Annotated in this window: 15 protein-coding genes; 11 read left to right on the top strand and 4 right to left on the bottom strand. The window is 60.6% G+C overall.

What is annotated here, in order from left to right:
- Positions 1-35 precede the first annotated feature (35 nt).
- From ACWKWM_RS19115 to metC, 3 genes are all read left to right on the top strand, one after another.
- A complete protein-coding gene (locus ACWKWM_RS19115; protein ID WP_483847634.1) occupies positions 36-632 on the top strand; it encodes a cysteine dioxygenase family protein in 597 nt (198 codons plus the stop codon).
- Complete coding sequence (locus tag ACWKWM_RS19110) at positions 629-1285, top strand: glutathione S-transferase family protein (RefSeq protein ID WP_483847633.1); 657 nt, start codon at positions 629-631, stop codon at positions 1283-1285. Before ACWKWM_RS19115 ends, ACWKWM_RS19110 begins: the two co-directional genes overlap by 4 nt.
- A 132-nt stretch (positions 1286-1417) precedes the next feature.
- Complete coding sequence (gene metC / locus ACWKWM_RS19105; RefSeq protein WP_483847632.1) at positions 1418-4165, top strand: cystathionine beta-lyase; 2748 nt, start codon at positions 1418-1420, stop codon at positions 4163-4165.
- A gap of 170 nt (positions 4166-4335) precedes the next feature.
- Here metC and ACWKWM_RS19100 read toward each other — a convergent pair whose 3' ends face one another.
- Together ACWKWM_RS19100 and ACWKWM_RS19095 are read right to left on the bottom strand one after the other, a co-directional pair.
- Positions 4336-5511, bottom strand: coding sequence for an MFS transporter (locus tag ACWKWM_RS19100; RefSeq protein WP_483847631.1), 1176 nt, complete (start codon positions 5509-5511; stop codon positions 4336-4338).
- Between the two features lie 174 nt (positions 5512-5685).
- Positions 5686-7590: a sigma 54-interacting transcriptional regulator gene (locus ACWKWM_RS19095; protein ID WP_483847630.1), complete on the bottom strand. Its 1905-nt coding sequence runs from the start codon at positions 7588-7590 to the stop codon at positions 5686-5688.
- 241 nt (positions 7591-7831) lie between these two features.
- Here ACWKWM_RS19095 and ACWKWM_RS19090 point away from each other — a divergent pair, with 241 nt between their 5' ends.
- The 8 genes from ACWKWM_RS19090 to ACWKWM_RS19055 all read left to right on the top strand — a co-directional run bounded on the left by ACWKWM_RS19090 (position 7832) and on the right by ACWKWM_RS19055 (position 15685).
- Positions 7832-8314, top strand: a complete 483-nt coding sequence (locus ACWKWM_RS19090; RefSeq protein WP_349802329.1) for an MSMEG_0572/Sll0783 family nitrogen starvation response protein — start codon at positions 7832-7834, stop codon at positions 8312-8314.
- Between the two features lie 142 nt (positions 8315-8456).
- Positions 8457-9440: a Nit6803 family nitrilase gene (locus ACWKWM_RS19085; RefSeq protein ID WP_483847629.1), complete on the top strand. Its 984-nt coding sequence runs from the start codon at positions 8457-8459 to the stop codon at positions 9438-9440.
- Entirely contained in the window at positions 9427-10509 is a 1083-nt protein-coding gene (locus ACWKWM_RS19080) for an MSMEG_0568 family radical SAM protein (protein WP_483847628.1), read from the top strand. The genes ACWKWM_RS19085 and ACWKWM_RS19080 overlap by 14 nt, the downstream gene beginning before the upstream one ends.
- A gap of 25 nt (positions 10510-10534) precedes the next feature.
- Positions 10535-11095 carry an MSMEG_0567/Sll0786 family nitrogen starvation N-acetyltransferase gene (locus ACWKWM_RS19075; RefSeq protein ID WP_483847627.1) on the top strand — a complete coding sequence of 187 codons (561 nt, stop codon included), beginning with the start codon at positions 10535-10537 and terminating at the stop codon, positions 11093-11095.
- Positions 11088-12116 carry a sll0787 family AIR synthase-like protein gene (locus ACWKWM_RS19070; protein ID WP_483847626.1) on the top strand — a complete coding sequence of 343 codons (1029 nt, stop codon included), beginning with the start codon at positions 11088-11090 and terminating at the stop codon, positions 12114-12116. The genes ACWKWM_RS19075 and ACWKWM_RS19070 overlap by 8 nt, the downstream gene beginning before the upstream one ends.
- Before the next feature lies 1 nt (position 12117).
- On the top strand, positions 12118-12438 hold the full coding sequence (locus ACWKWM_RS19065) for an MSMEG_0570 family nitrogen starvation response protein (RefSeq protein ID WP_483847625.1): 321 nt from the start codon (positions 12118-12120) through the stop codon (positions 12436-12438).
- Positions 12439-12614: 176 nt separating this feature from the next.
- Complete coding sequence (locus ACWKWM_RS19060) at positions 12615-13919, top strand: MSMEG_0569 family flavin-dependent oxidoreductase (RefSeq protein ID WP_483847624.1); 1305 nt, start codon at positions 12615-12617, stop codon at positions 13917-13919.
- A gap of 89 nt (positions 13920-14008) precedes the next feature.
- The gene (locus ACWKWM_RS19055; protein WP_483847623.1) at positions 14009-15685 is read left to right on the top strand and encodes an NAD-dependent malic enzyme; all 1677 of its coding nucleotides are present in this window, start codon (positions 14009-14011) and stop codon (positions 15683-15685) included.
- Positions 15686-15754: 69 nt separating this feature from the next.
- Here ACWKWM_RS19055 and ACWKWM_RS19050 read toward each other — a convergent pair whose 3' ends face one another.
- Both ACWKWM_RS19050 and ACWKWM_RS19045 read right to left on the bottom strand, forming a co-directional pair.
- Positions 15755-17053: an MFS transporter gene (locus ACWKWM_RS19050; protein ID WP_483847622.1), complete on the bottom strand. Its 1299-nt coding sequence runs from the start codon at positions 17051-17053 to the stop codon at positions 15755-15757.
- 104 nt (positions 17054-17157) lie between these two features.
- Entirely contained in the window at positions 17158-18369 is a 1212-nt protein-coding gene (locus ACWKWM_RS19045; protein ID WP_483847621.1) for a pyridoxal-phosphate-dependent aminotransferase family protein, read from the bottom strand.
- Positions 18370-18482: the final 113 nt, after the last annotated feature.

The raw sequence follows: 18482 nt of genomic DNA, 5'->3' as shown, positions 1-18482 counted from the left end.
TCGAGTCACAACTGAACTAATAAAAGGAGCACCTGATGAGCACCGAAAACCGCAGCCAAGTGATCGAAGATTTCCTGCAGAAAATCCGCGTCATCCACGCCCGTGGCGTTGACCGCGACGCGCTGACAGAAATCGTCAGCCTGCTGGAAGACCTCGCCCAGCGGCACGACCTTTTCAACTTCGCAAGCTTCCCCTCGCCAGTGCCGGGGGAGGGTGATACCGCTTTCCGTTACCGCCTGAACGATGACGGCGAAACCCCGACGCTGTACATGAACTCGCTGCTGCCGGGCAAAAGCACGCTGCCGCACAACCACGAAACCTGGGCGGTGATCGTTGCCGTACAAGGTCAGGAAATCAACTACGTGTGGGCGCGCACCGACGACGGCAGCAACCCTGAATTCGCCAAAATCGAGCTGGAAAAAGAAGTCGTCGTCCAGCCTGGCACCTCGATCAGCTTCCTCGGCGAAGACCTGCACGGGATCAAGGTCGATGGCGAAACCCCGACCCTGCATTTCCACCTGTACGGTCGCCCGCTGGAATCGTTGAACGGCCGTTATGGCGTCAACCTGGAAGGCAAAGTGCTCAATTACAACGCCTCGCAAATGGCCCCTTCGATCAAGGCCTACGCATGATCGATCTGTATTTCTGGCCGACGGGCAACGGCCTAAAAATTGCGATTTTGCTCGAAGAGCTGGAGCTGCCTTACACCGTGCGGCCGATCAACATCCGCACTGGCGAGCAGAAGCAGGACTGGTTCCAGGCGATCAGCGCCAACGGGCGGATTCCGGCGATTGTCGACCACGCGCCTGCTGGCAATGACGAGGCCCTGAGTCTGTTTGAATCCGGGGCTATCCTGAATTATCTGGCGAACAAGGCCGGGCAGTTTTTGCCGGCCGATGGCAGCGTTGAGCGCCAGCGCGTGCAGGAATGGCTGTTCTGGCAGGTCGGGCATGTCACGCCGTACCTGAGCCAGTTGCAGGTGTTCAAGGAAAAAGCGCCGGAGCCCATTGCGTTCGCGCTGGACATGCTCGGTGCCGAGGCGGCGCGCTTGTACGGCGTGCTGGAAAAACGCCTGGGTGAAGTGCCGTTTGTGGCGGGGGAATATTCGATTGCCGACATGGCGATCTTCCCTTGGATTCAGCCGGCGCGCCAAGGTCAGGACCTGACGCAATACCCCAACATCGACGCCTGGCGCGAACGCATCAAAGCCCGGCCTGCGGTGCAACGCGCTTACGCCAAAGGCCGGGAAGTGGCGGCTAATGAGAAGTCGTTGGCGTTGCAATAAGGACTCACGCGCAACCCCTGTAGGAGCCAACTTGTTGGCGAGGCTTGATGCGGTGTTCGTGGGCAGCCCGTCTCGCGAATAAATTCGCTCCTACAGAAAAACCGTGGACACAGAGAGAATCAAGAGAACCCCATGAGCCAGACCATCACCCCCCAACAACTGCAAAGCTGGCTGTTCGACGGGCAGGAAATCGCGTTGTTCGACATCCGCGAGCACGGTCAGTACGGCGAAGCGCACCTGTTCCACGGCGTGAATCTGCCCTATAGCCGCCTCGAGCTGGAGGTCCGCCGTCTGGCGCCGAACCCCGGCGTGCGTCTGGTCATTTATGACCAGAGCGGTGGCAACGTCGCTTCCCGCGCTGCCCAGCGACTGAGCGAACTCGATTACAGCCGCGTGCATATCCTCGAAGGCGGCGCCGACGGTTGGCAGGCCGCGGGTTTCGAGCTGTTTGCCGGCGTTCACGTGCCGTCCAAGGCGTTCGGCGAAATCGTCGAAGAAGCCAGCCACACCCCGCACATCAGAGCCACGGAACTGGCGGCGTGGCAAGCCAAAGGCACGCCGCTGGTGGTGCTCGACGGTCGCCCGTTCGATGAATACCGCAAGATGACCATCCCCGGTTCCATCTGCTGCCCCAACGGCGAGCTGGGTTATCGCTTGCCCGATCTGGTGACCGATGACACCACCCCCATCGTGGTCAATTGCGCCGGTCGCACCCGCAGCATCATCGGCGCGCAAACGCTGATCGATCTGGGCGTGAAAAACCCGGTCTACGCGTTGGAAAACGGCACCCAAGGCTGGTATCTGGCCGACCTGCCGCTGGAACACGGCAGCACCCGTCGTTATAGCGAAGTGGCCCCGAGTGCGTCGTTGGACGTACAACGCCAGGCTGCGCAGCAACTGGCGCAACGTACAGGCGTCGTGACGGTTGATGCCGCTCAAGTGGCCAAATGGGCTGAGGACAAAAATCGCAGCCTGTTCCTGTGCGACGTGCGCACTCCGGAAGAATTCGCCCTCGGCAGCTTGCCCGGCGCGCAACACACCCCGGGCGGCCAGCTTATTCAGTCCACCGATCTGTACGTCGGCGTACGTCAGGCCCGCTTGGTGCTGGTGGACGACGACGGCATTCGTGCGCCGATTGTGGCGAGCTGGTTGCGCCAGCTGGGGCATGAGGCGTATGTGCTCGAAGGCGGCATTCACAGCGGTCTGGCATTGCCACTCAATGACAACGCGGTCACGTCTTCATTGCCAACACTAAGCGCTGCCGAGCTGTTCGACGCAGTCAAGGACAACGCCGTGGTCGTGGTCGATCTGCGCCCGAGCATGGCGTTCCGCAAGGGCCATATCGAAGGTTCGAGCTGGTCGATTCGGCCGTTATTGGCTGCGCAGGTCAGCAGCGAAACGCGGCCGTTGGTGCTGATCGCGGACACGCCAGCGGTGGCTGAAATCGCCGCGCGGGAATTGCTGGATGCCCAGCGCGCTCAGGCACGGGTTCTGGCGGGCGGCATCAGCGCCTGGCAATCGGCCGGTCTGGCGTTGGTGGAAGACGCCAACACGCCAACCAATGCGCAGTGCATCGATTTTCTGTTCTTCACCCATGACCGCCACTCCGGCAACAAAGACGCGGCGCGGCAATACCTGGCCTGGGAGATCGGCTTGCTCGGGCAGATGACCGAGCAGGAAATCGCTAGCCTCAAACCCCTCGGCGCCCGCCAGACCCAAGATCGAGTGCGTACACGCCTGGTGCACGCGGCGCGGGGCGAGAAGGGCAGCGGCGTGCGTGGCGTCAACCCGCCAGTCTCGCGCATGAGTACGGTGCTGTTCGACAGCCTGCACGAGATGCGCGACGCCCGTAAACGCCGGGACAGCGAGCGCGTGCTCAGCTACGGCGCGCGGGGCAATCCCACGGCATTCGAGCTGGAAGATCTGGTGACTGAGCTTGAAGGCGGCTATCGCACGCGCCTGTTTGGCACCGGTTTGGCCGCTGTGGCGCAGACGTTCCTGGCGTACCTGCGCCCTGGCGACCATGTGCTGATCACCGACGCGGTGTACTCGCCGGTGCGTCAGGTGGCCGAAGAGTTTCTGGCGCCGTTCGGCATCGAATACAGCTTCTTTGCCGCTGATGGATCGGGGATCGAAGCGTTGCTTCAAGCCAATACCAAGATGGTCTACGCCGAAGTGCCAGGCTCGCTGCTGTATGAGTTGTGCGACCTGCCGGCCATTGCTGCGCTGTGCAAACCGCGCGGGATTCTGCTGGCGGTGGACAACACTTACGGCTCTGGGTACCAATACCGGCCGCTGACTCTGGGCGCTGACATCTCGATCATGGCGTTGACCAAATACCTGTGCGGGCACAGCGATGTGGTGATGGGCAGCGTCTGCACCACGCAAGCGGTCTGGCAGCCACTGGCCGTGATGACCGACACCTTCGCCAGCACCGTCAGCCCCGATGACGCGTATCTGGTGCTGCGCGGCGCTCGCACGTTGGCGGCGCGGCTGGATGTGCATCAGCGTCAGGGCTTGCAGGTCGCGCACTGGTTGCAGGGTCATCCGCAGGTCAAGCGAGTGTTCCATCCGGCGTTGCCCGAGCACCCAAGCCATGCGTTGTGGAAGCGCGATTTTACCGGGAGCAACGGGCTGTTGACGTTCGAGTTGGCGGACAGTGATCCGCAGCTGCTGGAGGGCTTTATCGACGGGTTGCAGCTGTTCGGGCTGGGCGCGTCGTGGGGCGGGTTCGAAAGCCTGGTGATCGTGGCCAGCGTCAAGGACCGGGTGAATGCCGAGGATAAAGCGCTGAACCCTTTGCTGCGGCTGCATATCGGTCTGGAAGACGTCAGCGCGTTGATCGAGGATCTGGAGCGAGGCTTTGCGGCGATTCGGTGACCAAGCCTCGCTCCAACACGGGTAAGTCCATATCAGTATCTGTAGGAGCGAACTTGTTCGCGAGACGTTGTGTCAGCCGATGATGATGTCGACGCTGCCGGCCTCTCGCGAATGAATTCGCTCCTACAGGGGTGCGTGATTGCCATAGAGGCTGTCAGACACCCCGACATTCAACCGCGTGAGTTCTTCAAAAACGCCAACAACGCCACTAGCGGAAACGCGCTGCCAGCAATCACGATCCAGCCCCAGCCGCCATGGTCGTAAAGCCCGCTGGCAATCCCCGAACCGATGGCGCCGCCGATGAAAATGCTGGTCATGTACAACGCATTCAGGCGGCTGCGGCTCTTGGCGTCCAGGGCGTAAACAGCCCGTTGCCCAAGCACCATATTCATCTGTACACAAAAATCCAAAATCACGCCCGTGATCGCCAGGCCAATCACCGCAAACGCCGGATGAATCAAACTCGGCAGAAAACTCAACGCCGCAAACAACAACGCACACAGGCTCGCCACCCGCGTATGCCCCGCATCCGCCAGACGACCACTGATGGGCGCAGCAATCGCGCCGATGGCACCGACCAGCGCGAAGATCGCGATCTGGCTCTGGGACAGTCCGTAATTGCGCGCCAACTCCAGCGGCACGGCGGTCCAGAACAGGCTGAAGGTGGCGAACATGCACGCCTGATAAAACGCCCTCTGACGCAGCACCGGTTGCGTGCGCATCAGCGTCCACAAGGAGAAAATCAGCTGGCCGTACGAGGCGCTGTGATCAGGCTGACGCTTGGGCATGGTCGTCGCCAGCACCACGCTGATCAGCGCCATCAACGCCGCGGCCGAGCCGAACACCGCGCGCCAGCCGAAGTGGTCGGCGACCAGGCTGGACAGCGGGCGTGCCAGCAAAATCCCCAGCAACAAACCGCCCATGATCCCGCCGACCACGCGTCCGCGAGACTCTTCAGGCGCCAGATGCGCGGCCAGCGGCACCAGAATCTGCACCGACACCGAGCTGAATCCCACCAGCAGCGACACCATTAAAAACACGTTGGGTTGCTGGGCAAACGCCGCGCCCAGCAGGCTCACAATCGCCACCCCGGTGGTGGTGATCATCAGTTTGCGGTTCTCCAGCAGATCGCCCAGCGGCACCAGAAAGAACAGCCCGAGTGCGTAGCCGATTTGCGTCAGAGAGACGATGAAACTCGCCATGGTGCTGCTCAGGCCGATGTCAGGCGCGATCAGGCCGATGATGGGTTGGGCGTAGTAAATATTGGCCACGATGGCGCCGCAGCAAAAGGCGAAGAGTATTGCCAGGCCTTTGGTCATGGTCGGCGCGCGAGTCTGGGTGGTCATGAAGTTTCTCGATCAAAAGAGGTAAGGGTGTCACACAGCGGGTGGGGTGCAAACGGCCCCGTGGGAGCGGACCTGTCCGCGAAGGCGCCAGTGAACCTGGTACATCTGCGTCGCCTGGCACATTGCATTCGCGGACAGGTCCGCTCCCACGGGGTTGATGTCTGTCGCGATGAATTAATCCACCTCAATATCCAGCCGCTTCAACCGCGAGGCCAGGGTCGTCGGCTTGATCCCGAGCAACTCTGCGGCGCCGCCTTTGCCGAACAACTTGCCGTTAGCCACCTTCAACGCGGCGTGCATGTTATTACGCTCCAGATCGCGCATCTGTGCTTCGGTGAGGAAGCCACCGCTCAACGCGTCAGGAGTCGCTGCAGGGGCGAGGGCCTTGGGCTCATCCGGCAAATCCAGATTCAAATCCGCACCGCTTGAGGTGATCAGCCCGCGCTCAATCACGTTTTGCAGCTCGCGAATGTTCCCCGGCCACGAGTACGCCTGCAACCGTTCAATGTCGCTATTACGCAAACGCCGCCCCGGCATGTTCAGGCGCTTGCCGGTTTGCTTGAGAAAGTGCGCAGCCAGCGGCGCGATGTCCAGCGGGCGCTCGCGCAGGGCCGGGGAGTGGATCGGAAAGACGTTCAAGCGGAAATACAAATCCTCTCGAAAATGCTTGGCCCCCACCTCCTGACGCAGATCGCGGTTGGTCGCGGCGATGATGCGCACGTCCACCTTGCGTGTGCGCTCTTCACCGACGCGCTCGAACTGGCCTTCCTGCAACACCCGCAGCAACTTGCTTTGCAGCTCCAGCGGAATTTCGCCAATCTCGTCGAGAAACAGCGTGCCGCCATCGGCCAGTTCAAAACGCCCGACCCGATCACGCACAGCGCCGGTAAACGCGCCACGAATGTGCCCGAAGAATTCGCTTTCGAACAGCTCGGTCGGGATCGCCGCGCAGTTGACCCGAATCAGCGGGTGCGCGCTGCGGCGGCTGGCCTGATGGATGGCGCGGGCGATCAATTCCTTGCCGGTGCCGGATTCGCCGTTGATCAACACGCTGGCATCGGTAGGCGCCACCACGTCGATCTGCTTGATGATTTTAAGGATCGGCGCGCTCTGCCCGACGATCTCGCGAAAGTTGTGCTCAATGTGAATCTCTTCCTGCAAATAGGCGTTCTGGTCTTCCAGGCGCTGCTTGAGCACCTTCAGTTCTTCCAGCGCGTTGTGCAGTTGATTCTCGGTGGTGCGGCGTTCGGTGATGTCGCGAAACACCACCACTGCGCCAGCGATGCGGCCATCGGAAATGACCGGCGTGCTGGTGAATTCCACCGGAAAGCACGAGCCGTCGTGGCGCCAGAACACCTCTTGCCGACCTTCGTGCACCACGCCGTCGTGCACCGCTTTGTAGATCGGGCAGTCTTCCACCGGGTAGTGGCTGCCGTCGGCGTGGCTGTGGTGATGAATACGGTGGATGTTCTTGCCGAGCATGTCTTTGACTTCCCAACCCAGCATCCGCGCGCCAGCCGGGTTGACGAAGGTCGCCAGGCCGTCGCTGTCGATGGCGTAGATGCCATCGCCCACCGAGCTCAATAACAGTTGGTTGTCGCGTTCCGATTCCTGAAACAGATTGAGGATGTTGCGCCATTCGATCAGCCCGCCGCGCATGGTGCGCTCAGTGTAGGCCTGGTCTTGCTGGTACTTCTGCGCGCTGGCTTCGCGCAGGACCAGTATCAGCTGCGGGCTGCCTTTGATCAGCAGAACGGTGGCGGAAATTTCCAGCTCAATGCGCTCGCCGGTTTTGCAGTTGCAGCTTAAGTCATCGGTCCAGCCGCGGCCTTTGTCCATCACCGCTTGGGTGAAGACGATCAGGTCGGCCAATTGGTGGCCGAACAGCTTGCTCACCGGCAGTTCCAGCAATTCCTGACGCGGGTAGCCCAGCAGCTTGCAGGCGGCGATGTTGAGATCACCGAAGCGATCGGCGAACGGGTCGAGCAGGGTGATGGCCTCGGCGCAATGCTCGAACACCATGTGCCGCGACGAATAGGCCAGGTCCGCCCAGCCGATCAGAGAGTCTGGTTCGTTCATGATTACGAAATCTCGTGATTTGCCGCTACGAATATTCGTATTTCTACGGGAATGCGTGATTTCGCGAAAGCATCAGATGGGAGGGATAGTTGCGGATAAGATAGCGATCTTCTGTGAAATCAGCAGGTTATGTCTTGGTTGAAACGACTTTTTATTTTTGGCACGGCGTTCGCTCTAGTGCTTGTGTCTTCAGGTAACGAACCCGGACACCCAACAATACCCGCGCCAATGGAGCCAAGACATGCCTATCGTAGAAACCCCGCACTACCAGGACGGCGACTTTCTGGTCAATTACGAAGAGAAAGTCTTCGAAGACGTGAAAGCAGAACCCGGCGAAAAGGCCCTGATCACCTTCCACACCATTGCCTTCGAAGGGTCCATCGGCCTGGTCAACATGCTTCAGGCCAAACGTCTGCTGCGCAAGGGCTTCGAAACCAAAATCCTGCTCTACGGGCCGGGCGTGCAACTGGGCGTGCAGCGCGGTTTCCCGACCTTGGGCGCCGAGGCGTTTCCTGGTCATCTGGCGGTGAACAATCAGATCAAGGCGTTCATGGCTGAAGGCGGTGAGGTCTACGCCTGCCGCTTCGCCCTGCAAGCGCTGTACGGCCAGACCGAAAAAGCCCTGATCGAAGGCATCCGCCCGATCAACCCGCTGGACGTCATGGACCTGCGCCTGCTGATGCGCCGTGAGGGCGCGATGATCATTGATACCTGGACGGCGTAAGTCTCAACACGCAAATACCCTGTAGGAGCTGCCGAAGGCTGCGATAAGGCCAACAGGCCTTCATTGCGATGACTGGCCAATCGCAGCCTTCGGCAGCTCCTACAGGTTTTGTGCAAGCCGCGATATATTTCAGGACCGAACCATGACCACCATCCGCGCCGCCGCCGTTCAGTTCAGCCCCGTGCTGTATTCGCGCCAAGCCACTGTCGCCAAGCTGTGTCGCACCCTGCTGGACTTGGGCCGCGAGGGCGTGCAGTTCGCGGTCTTCCCGGAAACCGTGGTTCCGTATTACCCCTATTTCTCCTTCGTCCAGCCGCCATTCGCTATGGGCAAGGAACACCTCAAACTGCTGGAAGAATCAGTCACCGTGCCCTCCGACGTCACCCGGCAGATCGGCGAGGCCTGTCGTGAAGCGGGCATCGTCGCCTCCATCGGCGTCAACGAGCGCGAAGGCGGCACGATCTACAACGCACAACTGCTGTTCGACGCCGACGGCACGCTGATTCAGCACCGGCGCAAGATCACCCCGACCTATCACGAGCGCATGGTCTGGGGGCAGGGCGACGGTTCCGGTCTGCGCGCCGTGGACAGCGCCGTCGGCCGCATCGGCTCGCTCGCCTGCTGGGAGCATTACAACCCGCTGGCGCGCTACGCCTTGATGGCCGACGGCGAGCAAATCCACGTCGCCATGTTCCCCGGCTCCCTGGTGGGCGACATCTTCGCCGAGCAGATCGAAGTCACCATCCGCCATCACGCACTGGAGTCGGGCTGCTTCGTGGTCAATGCCACGGCCTGGCTCGATGCCGATCAGCAGGCACAGATCATGGCCGACACTGGTTGTGGGCTTGGGCCGATTTCCGGCGGCTGCTTCACCGCCATCGTCACGCCGGAAGGCCGTTTATTGGGCGAGCCGTTGCGCAGCGGTGAGGGCTCGGTGATCGCCGACCTTGATCTGAAACTCATCGACAAACGCAAACGCATGATGGATTCGGTCGGCCATTACAGCCGCCCGGAATTGCTCAGCCTGCTGATTGATCGCACACCCACCGCCCATGTCCACGAGCGCGCGCCGCAACTGAGCACGCCAGCCGTAAAAACCGAGGAGCTTGCCCATGCAGACCAATGAATTATTGGCCGAGCTGCAGTGCCATGGCGTGCGCTGGCCGGCTTCGCAAAACGGCCTGTCGCGCAAGGGCGGCGCCGGGCCTTCGGACCACAAGGCGCTGACCTTCGGCAGCCGGACCATGATGGTGCCGATCCTCAATCAAGCGTCTCAAAACTCGCCGTACCTGGCCGAGCCCAGCGCGGACGGCAGCCAGGCGTTGATCTTTCGCGAGGGCCTGCAGGTCGGCCAGGTGCAAATGCCCGGTGTGCCGAACTTCTATGGCTTGAGCACCGCTGAAGGCATCCCGTACTGGAAAATCGCCACGCTGCACAGCAAGGACGTGCTCGCCACCACCGTGTTGCAGCACTGCATCCGCTTCAATGACCGGGCGACCTCCTGCCAGTTTTGCGCCATCGGCCAATCCTTGGCAGCGGGCAAAACCATCGCCCGCAAACGCCCGCAGCAACTGGCGGAAGTGGCGAAAGCAGCGGTGGAACTGGATGGCGTCAAGCACATGGTGATGACCACCGGCACCCCGCAGACACCGGATCGGGGCGCGGCGATTTTATGTGAATCCGCCGCCGCCGTGACGGCTGCCGTAGCGCTGCCGATTCAGGCGCAATGCGAGCCACCGGACGATGACATCTGGTTTCAGCGGCTGGCCGACAGCGGTGTGGTATCGCTGGGCATGCACCTGGAAGCAGTCACCGAGCAAGTGCGTCAACGGATCATGCCGGGCAAGGCCGAGGTGCCGCTGAGCCGGTATTTCGAAGCGTTTGAAGCGGCGGTGAAGGTCTTCGGTCGCGGTCAGGTCAGCACCTACATCCTGGCCGGTCTTGGTGACAGCGAAACCGCGATCACCGACATGAGCGAACGTTTGAGCGCCATGGGCGTTTACCCGTTCGTTGTGCCGTTCGTGCCCATCGACGGCACGCCGCTGGCCCATCACCCCAAACCCGACAGCGCGATGATGGCCCGACTGTATCCGCAGATCGGCGCCAGCTTACGGCGCCACGGTTTGCATTCCGATCAGATCAACGCCGGCTGCGCCAAATGCGGCGCGTGCTCGGCGCTGAAGAATCACGAGTAAGCCTTCAACTTTCGGGAGACGGATCATGCAGAACCTGGCCTACGCACTGGTCGACAGCACGTTTGAACCGTTTCGCGCAGGCGAGTTGGTCGTCAAGCCCGCCAGCGAGCACTGGGAGAAGCAGGCGTATTTTGCTTTGCGCCGCTCGGTGTTTTCCGATGAGCAGCAGCTGCTGGCCCAAGACAAGGACAGCCATGACTTTCAGGCCATCGCCATTGTTGCGTTGGCCGGCAGTTGTGGCATGGCCGATCAGGTGGTCGGCGCGGTGCGCATCTATCAGCCGGAGCCGGGCGTGTGGTTTGGCGGGCGCTTGTGTGTGGCGCCTGCTTATCGGCGGCACAGCATGATCGGCAAGGCGCTGGTTAACGAGGCCGTGTCCCGCGCCAAAGAGCTGGGCTGCGAGACCTTTCGTGCCACGGTTCAGGCGAACAACGAAGCGTATTTCCACGTCCTGCACTGGCAAACGCTGGGGCACATGGTGTTGCTCGATCAGCCCCACTGCCTGATGCAGGCCGATCTGCCGAGCTACCCGTTGATGCCGCGCCAGGTTTCGCTGCGCTCGTTGAAGGTCACACGTCATGACTGACTCAATGGATTTGAGCGCGCTGCTGGACACCTTGCGCAACACCCCGGCGATGCGCTCCAAGCAAGCGATTCAGCAACCGGCGCGCGCCATTGGCCCGGTCAAAACTGCGCTGAGCCGCGCCCAGTTGTACGCGCTGCCTGGCGATGACACGGCCGCCATCGCTTGCGGCGAGCAGTTTCAATTGCTGGCCATTGAGGGCATGTTGCCGGGTTTCGTCAAGGCGGCGCCGTGGTTTGCCGGGTGGTCGGCGGTGATGGCCAACGTCAGCGACATCACGGCCATGGGCGGTCGGGCGGCGGCGGTCGTCAACGCCTACTGGCACCACGACGATGCCGCCGCGCAAGAAATCCTTGCCGGGATTCGTGCCGCCTGTGACGCCTACGGTCTGCTGCTGGCGGGTGGTCACACCAGCCTCGCCGAAGGCAATCCAACCGCGCTGGCAGTGGCGATCACGGGCATTGCCAGCAAGTTGCTGTCGACGCTGCATGTGGCGCCCGGTCAGGTGATCGCCATGGCGGTCGACCTAGAAGGTGACTGGCACGCCGACAGCACTTATTGGAAGGCTTTCGAAGGCGTGCCCGCCGAGCGCCTGCGCAGCAAGCTCGAAGTGCTGCCGCGTCTGGCCGAAGCCGAGCTTTTGCGTGCAGCCAAGGACATCAGCAACGCCGGGGTGTTGGGCAGCTTGTTGATGCTGCTGGAAACCACCGGTTGTGGCGCCGACATCGACCTGACTCAGCTGCCATGCCCCTCCGATGCCGAGCTCGAACGCTGGCTGCAAGTGTTCCCCAGTTACGGCTTTCTCATGACCCTGAACGAAGCTGACTGGCCCAACGTGCAGGCTGCGTTTGCCTTCGAAGGCCTGCGCTGCGAGCGCATCGGGCAGGTCAATGACAGCGGTGCGTTGCGGGTGCATGCCGGCGCCCAAAATGAAACGTTCTGGGACCTGGGCGAGCAGCTGTTCACCGGTTTCAGTTATCCCGATCTCGATCTTTCCCCTTTGTTTGCAAAGAAGGAGCACTGACATGCCCGCCGTCAATTTCAAAATCCGCTGGCCCAACGGCAAAGAGGCCGCCGGGTATTCACCCTCCACCGTGATCTACGAGCACTTGCAGGAAGGCGCGAGCTACTCGCTGGCGGATTTTCTTGCGCGCATCGAAGGCGGCTTGAACAACGCCTCAGAGCGAGTCAAGCAGGTGAAGGGTTTCTATTGCAGCTCGGCGATGGACACCCTGAGTTCGCTCAAAGGCCAGGCCCATTACCAGGAAGATGGCGCGGTGGAAGTCATCAGCATGCGCACCGAAGGTGGTGGGCGCGTGCCGGGGGCGGGGTGGAGTTCGTTTTGAGCTGAGATTTGCGTCGCCTGATCTGACCTCTTCGCGGACAGGTCCGCTCCCACATGGGATTTCCATCGTCCCTCAAACCGTGGGAGCGGACCTGTCCGCGAAGGGGCCAGCATCGGCAACATCTTTTTTTGAATATCAACGCATTTGAACTGATACCGAATCGCCCGGAGAACCCCATGCCCAGCCCCATCACCACCCTCAAACCCCAACACCACAACGTCATCATCGTCGGCGGCGGGCAGGCCGGGTTGTCTGCCAGTTACCACCTGCAACAGCACGGCATCGAGCATCTGCTGCTGGAAAAACATAGCCTGACCCACACCTGGCGCCACCAGCGCTGGGATGCGTTCAGCCTGGTGACGCCGAACTGGCAGTGCGCGCTGCCGGGCTATCGCTACAGCGAAGAACACGGCGGCACCGACCCCCACGGCTTCATGAAGAAAGACGAAATCAACGCTTATCTTTCGGGCTTCGTCAAAACAGTCAACGCCCCGGTGCGCGAAGGGGTAGCGGTCAAGCGCGTGGTGCCCCGCGACGCCGGTGGTTTTGAGGTGCACACCTCTCAGGGAGAGTTCACCGCCGACCAAGTGATCTGCGCATCCGGTGGTTATCACACGCCGATCATTCCACGTCTGGCTGAACGCTTGCCGGCGGGCATCACCCAGATTCACTCTGAGCAATACCGCAATCCGCAGTCGCTGCCAGGAGGCAACGTGCTGGTGGTCGGCTCCGGGCAGTCCGGCGCGCAGATCGCCGAAGACTTGCACTTGGCCGGGCGCAAGGTCTACCTGGCTGTGGGCGATGCACCCCGTTGCGCACGTTTTTATCGCGGCAAGGACGTGGTTGAGTGGCTGGCGCACATGGGCTATTACGACATCGGCGTCGACACCCATCCGCTGCGCGAAGGCGTGCGCGACAACACCAACCATTACGTCACCGGCCGCGACGGTGGGCGCGACATCGACCTGCGCAAGTTCGCGTCTGAGGGCATGGAGCTGTTCGGTCGGCTGGAAGGTTTGAGCGGCAGCGTTTTGCAGTTCAGCGATAACCTGAGCGCCAGTCTGGACAGTGCCGATGCGGTCTATAACCGGATCAATGCCTCCATCGACAAATACATTGCCGAGCAGGGCATCGATGCGCCCGCCGGGACGCGTTATGAACCGCTGTGGACGCCGCCGCACGAGCGCGCAGAACTGGATCTGGCAGAGCAGGGCATCACCAGCATTATCTGGTGCATCGGCTTTACCCCGGACTTCACTTGGGTGGAGGCGCCGGTTTTCAACGGCCGAGGGCATCCGGGGCATCAGCGTGGGGTCACGGCGCAGGAAGGCCTGTATTTTTTGGGCTTGCCGTGGCTGTACACCTGGGGTTCGGGCAGATTTTCCGGCGTGGCGCGGGATGCGGAATATGTGGTGGGGCATATTGCAGGGTTGGCGCAGCGGCATAAAAGGCGCATCTCGTCCAGCAATCCGGTGTGCTGAAGTCTGCGGAGCGGCGATTGCGGCAACGCTTGGCATCAAGTTCGATACGTGTATATTGAATGCAAAATACAAAAACCGCAGGCATCGATATGACAAACACTCTTGATCGAACCGTAGCAGTTCCGTTTACAGGCCCCACCTTGTTGGGTACACCACTTCTGAACAAAGGCACCGCGTTCAGCCCGCAGGAGCGCGACGCCCTGCATCTGCAAGGACTTCTTCCGCAGCAAGTCGAAACCATCGAACAGCAGGCGCAACGCGCCTATCACCAGTATCAGGCGTGTACCGGGGATCTGGAAAAGCATGTGCTGTTGCGCTCGATCCAGGACTTCAACGAAACCTTGTTCTATCGACTGGTCGACGACCATATCGACGAAATGCTGCCGATTATCTACACCCCCACCGTTGGCAAAGCCTGTCAGGAATTCTCGCGGATTTATCGCAGCCATCGGGGCGTGTTCATCAACATTGCCGACAGTGGCCGTCTCGATGAGATCCTCAATAACGTCACCAAAGACCATGTGAAGGTCATCGTGGTCAGCGATTGTGAGCGCATTCTCGGGCTGGGGGATCAGGGTGTCGGTGGCATGGGCATTCCCATTGGTAAATTGTCGTTGTACACCGCGTGCGGAGGCATCAGCCCGGCGTACACGCTTCCGGTTGTGCTGGATGTGGGGACTGACAACCCCAAGTTACTGGCAGACCCGTTGTACTTCGGCCGGCGCGAGAAACGCATTCGCGGTGCCGAATATGATGCGTTCCTGCAAGCGTTCGTCGAAGGCATTCAGCGGCGCTGGCCTGACGCTATTTTGCAGTTCGAAGATTTCGCCCTGACCAATGCCATGCCGCTGCTGGCCCGCTACCGGGATCAGCTTTGCTGCTTCAACGACGATATCCAGGGCACGGCTGCCGTCACTGTCGGCACCCTGTTGGCCGCGTGCAAGGTCAAGGGTCAGCGTCTGTCCGATCAAACTGTTGCGTTTGTCGGTGCAGGTTCTGCGGGCTGTGGCATCGCCGAGCAGATCATCGCCGCCATGCAACTGGAAGGCTTGACGCCGGAAAAGGCTCGCAGCCAGGTCTATCTGCTCAACAGCAAGGGCTTGTTGACCGACCGGCAGCCCGATCTTTATGACTTTCAGCAACGTCTGGCCCACTCCAGCGATGCACTTGAGCACTGGACGTTCAGCGGGCAATGGCCGTCGCTGCAAGACGTCGTGAGCAACGCCAAACCGACGGTGCTGATCGGGGTTTCAGGCAAGGCCGATCTGTTTACGCAGGAGGTGATTCAGACAATGTATGCCCATTGTCCGAAGCCGATCATCATGCCGCTGTCCAACCCCACTTCGCAGATCGAAGCGCATCCTAAAGACATTCTCCAGTGGACCGAAGGGCAGGCACTCGTCGCCACGGGCAGCCCGTTTTTGCCCATTGAGATGGATGGCAAAACCTTTCCCATCGCGCAGTGCAATAACTCCTATATCTTCCCGGGGATCGGGCTGGGGGCCATTGCCAGCAAGGCTACGCGGATCACCGACGGTATGCTGATGGCCTCGGCTCAAGCGCTTGCCGAAAGTGCCGGAGCAGGGCAGATGCTGCCGCCACTGAGGGATGTCCAAGCGGTGAGCAAACGCATCGCACTGGCTGTCGGTCAGGCGGCTCAGCGCGACGGTGTCGCCCCTCCGTTAACGGACGAGGCGCTGCAAACGTCCATTGAGGCGCATTTCTGGAAGCCGGTCTATCGGCACTACGCGCGCCGACCCGAGTAAGCAAAGACGCAAAAAAATCCCGCCAGCCTGGCGGGATTTTTTTATCTAACGTCTGCAAAGCGGGCAGCGTTACTTGCTGATGATGGTTGAGACGTGGGGATCGGTTGCCGGTCCTACGGTTGGTTTCACCTGCTCGAATTTGTTCTGGGGTTTCATGCGGAACGACAGAATTACCCCGATCGCCAGCAGCACGATGCTCACCAGAAATGGTAGCTGCCAGTTGCCGAACTTATCGATCAACAGGCCTGCCGCTACCGGACTGACGATGGCAGCCATCGCTGATCCGGTGTTCATCATCCCGCTCGCGGTGCCACAGTGGTCAGGCGCGATATCCATCGGGATCGCCCACATCGGCCCAATCGTCATCTCCGAAAAGAAGAAACCGATTGCCAGACACGCCAGTGACACGTGCAGGTTGGTGGTGAACATCAGAGGCAACAGTGCGAGCAGTGTCAGAGACAAGCAGATCGCGACCATGAGGCTTCGCGCTTTATTGAGGTTCTTGGTGCGCGCATAAATACGATCACTGACAATGCCGCCCAAGGTATCCCCGACGACACCGCCGAAAAACACCGTCGATGAAAAGATCGCGGTGTTCTTGAGGTCCAGGCCCATGTTCATGAAGTACATCGGCACCCAACTGAGCAACAACCAGAGCGTCCAGCCGTAGCAGAAGTAGACAATCGTGACCGGCGCCATGCGCTTGAACAGTCGCCCCCAGGCCAGAGGCACGTTGCTTTTCACTTTGGTCGCAGGCAGCACGTCCAGTTCTTGTTGGGAAATACGGGGGTGGTCCTTGGGCAGTTCGGTGAAGACCAGCGCCCAGAGGCAGACCCAGACAAAACTGATCCCGGCACAGACATAGAACGATTCTCGCCAGCCGTACGTTGCCATCACTGCGATCATTGCCGCTGGCGCCAAGGCATTACCCAAACGGGCGAAGGCGTGGGTGATGCCTTGTGCGAAGCCTCTTTTTTCTTTGGGAACCCAGCGCGCCATGGCGGCTGTGGCGGCGGGGAACGTGGCACCTTCGCCAAGCCCCAGAAGCACGCGCGCCACGATCAGTGAAACGAAACCACCGGCAAGGCCCGTCAATACAGTAGCGCTGGCCCAGATCAGTCCGCACACCACCAGTGTGCGCTTGGCACCGAAGCGGTCGCTGACCCAGCCGCCGATGATTTGAAAGATGAGGTAGGGGTAGGCAAAAGCAGAGAAGACGATGCCGATCTCTGTTTTGGTCAGATTGAATTCCTTACCAAAACCGACCGCTGCGGTACTGACGTTGACGCGGTCCAGGTAAGTAATGAAGTACATGGCGCACAGCATGAATAGCACCACCGTGGTGGGGCGCAGACGTAAAAACTTCATGTTCTATCTCCAGTTTCTTATTGTTCACGCTGACAAACGCGTTGATTCGGGATAGTTGAGTCGTAACGGGGGAGTTGCTGCTCTGGGCGCAACTCCCTATTGGATCACTCGCGTCGCAGCGGTACCGATTGCCCTCCCAGGTAATCCATGGCGGCCAGCACACCGCTCGATTGCAGTTTCACGCCGGCCATTTGCAAGCCCATCTCGCAACCGGTGAGCGTGGCCATCAACATCAGATCGTTGCAGTCACCCAAATGACCGATGCGGAACATACGGCCTTTCATTTTGCCTAGCCCGGTCCCCAGGGACATGTCAAAGCGCTCGTAAATGATCTTGCGCACGGCGTCGGCGTCGATGCCCTCAGGCGTCATTACACCGGTCAGTACCGGGCTGTAGACCGCAGGGTCGGCGCACTGGATTTCCAGTCCCCAGGCGGTCACGGCAGTGCGGCAGGCTTGCGCCAGACGGTTATGGCGGATGAACACGTTCTCCAGTCCTTCGCCAAGGATCATGTCCAGCGCTTCTGACAGCCCGTAAAGCAGATTGGTGTTGGGGGTATACGGCCAGTAGCCGGTCTTGTTCATCTCAATGATTTCGTCCCAGGCCCAGAAACTGCGGGGCAGCCCGGCCGATTTGCTGGCCTCGATGGCTTTAGGCGAGAGGGCATTGAAACTGATGCCCGGGGGGAGCATGAGGCCTTTTTGCGAGCCTGAGACGGTGACATCCACGCCCCATTCATCATGGCGGTAATCGGCCGATGCCAGACCGGAAATGGTATCCACCAGCAGCAGTGCAGGGTGGCTGGCGGCATCGATTGCCTGGCGCACCGCCGCAATATCGGAGGTCACGCCGGTGCTGGTCTCGTTGTGCACAACGCACACCGCTTTGATGCGTTGATCACGATCGGCGCGCAGATGCTCCTCGATCATCCGTGCATCGACACCACCACGCCAACCTTCTATGCCTGGCCGGCCAATGAACTGCGGTTTGAGCCCCAAGCTCAGCGCCATTTTCTGCCAGAGCGTGGCGAAGTGGCCGGTTTCGAACATCAGCACTTCATCACCCGAACTCAGGGTGTTGCACAGCGCGGCCTCCCAGGCTCCGGTGCCCGAAGCAGGGTAGATGACCACCGGATGCTGCGTCTTGAAGATCTGTTTGATGCCTTCCAGGACCTTGAGCCCCAACTCGCCGAACTCCGGGCCTCGGTGATCGATGGTGGGGTAGCTCATGGCGCGCAGGATGCGATCGGGGACAGGGCTGGGACCAGGAATTTGCAAAAAGTGACGGCCGGCAGGGTGGAAGTCGAGCTTTAGCATGGGTGGCTCCTTGTTGTTGTATTTTGCATTCAAAATACGTTAGCACGTCGCTTGGGTGTGTCAAACGTCGTAATTGCGCTAACATTCTTCAATGTGTGAGCCGCTTTAGAATA

The organism is Pseudomonas rosaeacicularis (assembly GCF_057128745.1).
Note: the sequence above shows the minus strand (reverse complement) of the source record. Positions and strands in the feature narration are given on the sequence as shown.

Bases quoted from the DNA above. Each gene is read 5' to 3' on its own strand.
- ACWKWM_RS19045 (WP_483847621.1), bottom strand. From the start codon at position 18,369: ATGCTAAAGCTCGACTTCCACCCTGCCGGCCGTCACTTTTTGCAAATT.
- ACWKWM_RS19075 (WP_483847627.1), top strand. From the start codon at position 10,535: ATGCAGAACCTGGCCTACGCACTGGTCGACAGCACGTTTGAACCGTTT.
- metC (WP_483847632.1), top strand. From the start codon at position 1,418: ATGAGCCAGACCATCACCCCCCAACAACTGCAAAGCTGGCTGTTCGAC.
- ACWKWM_RS19050 (WP_483847622.1), bottom strand. From the start codon at position 17,053: ATGAAGTTTTTACGTCTGCGCCCCACCACGGTGGTGCTATTCATGCTG.
- ACWKWM_RS19060 (WP_483847624.1), top strand. From the start codon at position 12,615: ATGCCCAGCCCCATCACCACCCTCAAACCCCAACACCACAACGTCATC.
- ACWKWM_RS19065 (WP_483847625.1), top strand. From the start codon at position 12,118: ATGCCCGCCGTCAATTTCAAAATCCGCTGGCCCAACGGCAAAGAGGCC.
- ACWKWM_RS19070 (WP_483847626.1), top strand. From the start codon at position 11,088: ATGACTGACTCAATGGATTTGAGCGCGCTGCTGGACACCTTGCGCAAC.
- ACWKWM_RS19090 (WP_349802329.1), top strand. From the start codon at position 7,832: ATGCCTATCGTAGAAACCCCGCACTACCAGGACGGCGACTTTCTGGTC.
- ACWKWM_RS19055 (WP_483847623.1), top strand. From the start codon at position 14,009: ATGACAAACACTCTTGATCGAACCGTAGCAGTTCCGTTTACAGGCCCC.
- ACWKWM_RS19095 (WP_483847630.1), bottom strand. From the start codon at position 7,590: ATGAACGAACCAGACTCTCTGATCGGCTGGGCGGACCTGGCCTATTCG.
- ACWKWM_RS19100 (WP_483847631.1), bottom strand. From the start codon at position 5,511: ATGACCACCCAGACTCGCGCGCCGACCATGACCAAAGGCCTGGCAATA.
- ACWKWM_RS19115 (WP_483847634.1), top strand. From the start codon at position 36: ATGAGCACCGAAAACCGCAGCCAAGTGATCGAAGATTTCCTGCAGAAA.
- ACWKWM_RS19085 (WP_483847629.1), top strand. From the start codon at position 8,457: ATGACCACCATCCGCGCCGCCGCCGTTCAGTTCAGCCCCGTGCTGTAT.
- ACWKWM_RS19110 (WP_483847633.1), top strand. From the start codon at position 629: ATGATCGATCTGTATTTCTGGCCGACGGGCAACGGCCTAAAAATTGCG.
- ACWKWM_RS19080 (WP_483847628.1), top strand. From the start codon at position 9,427: ATGCAGACCAATGAATTATTGGCCGAGCTGCAGTGCCATGGCGTGCGC.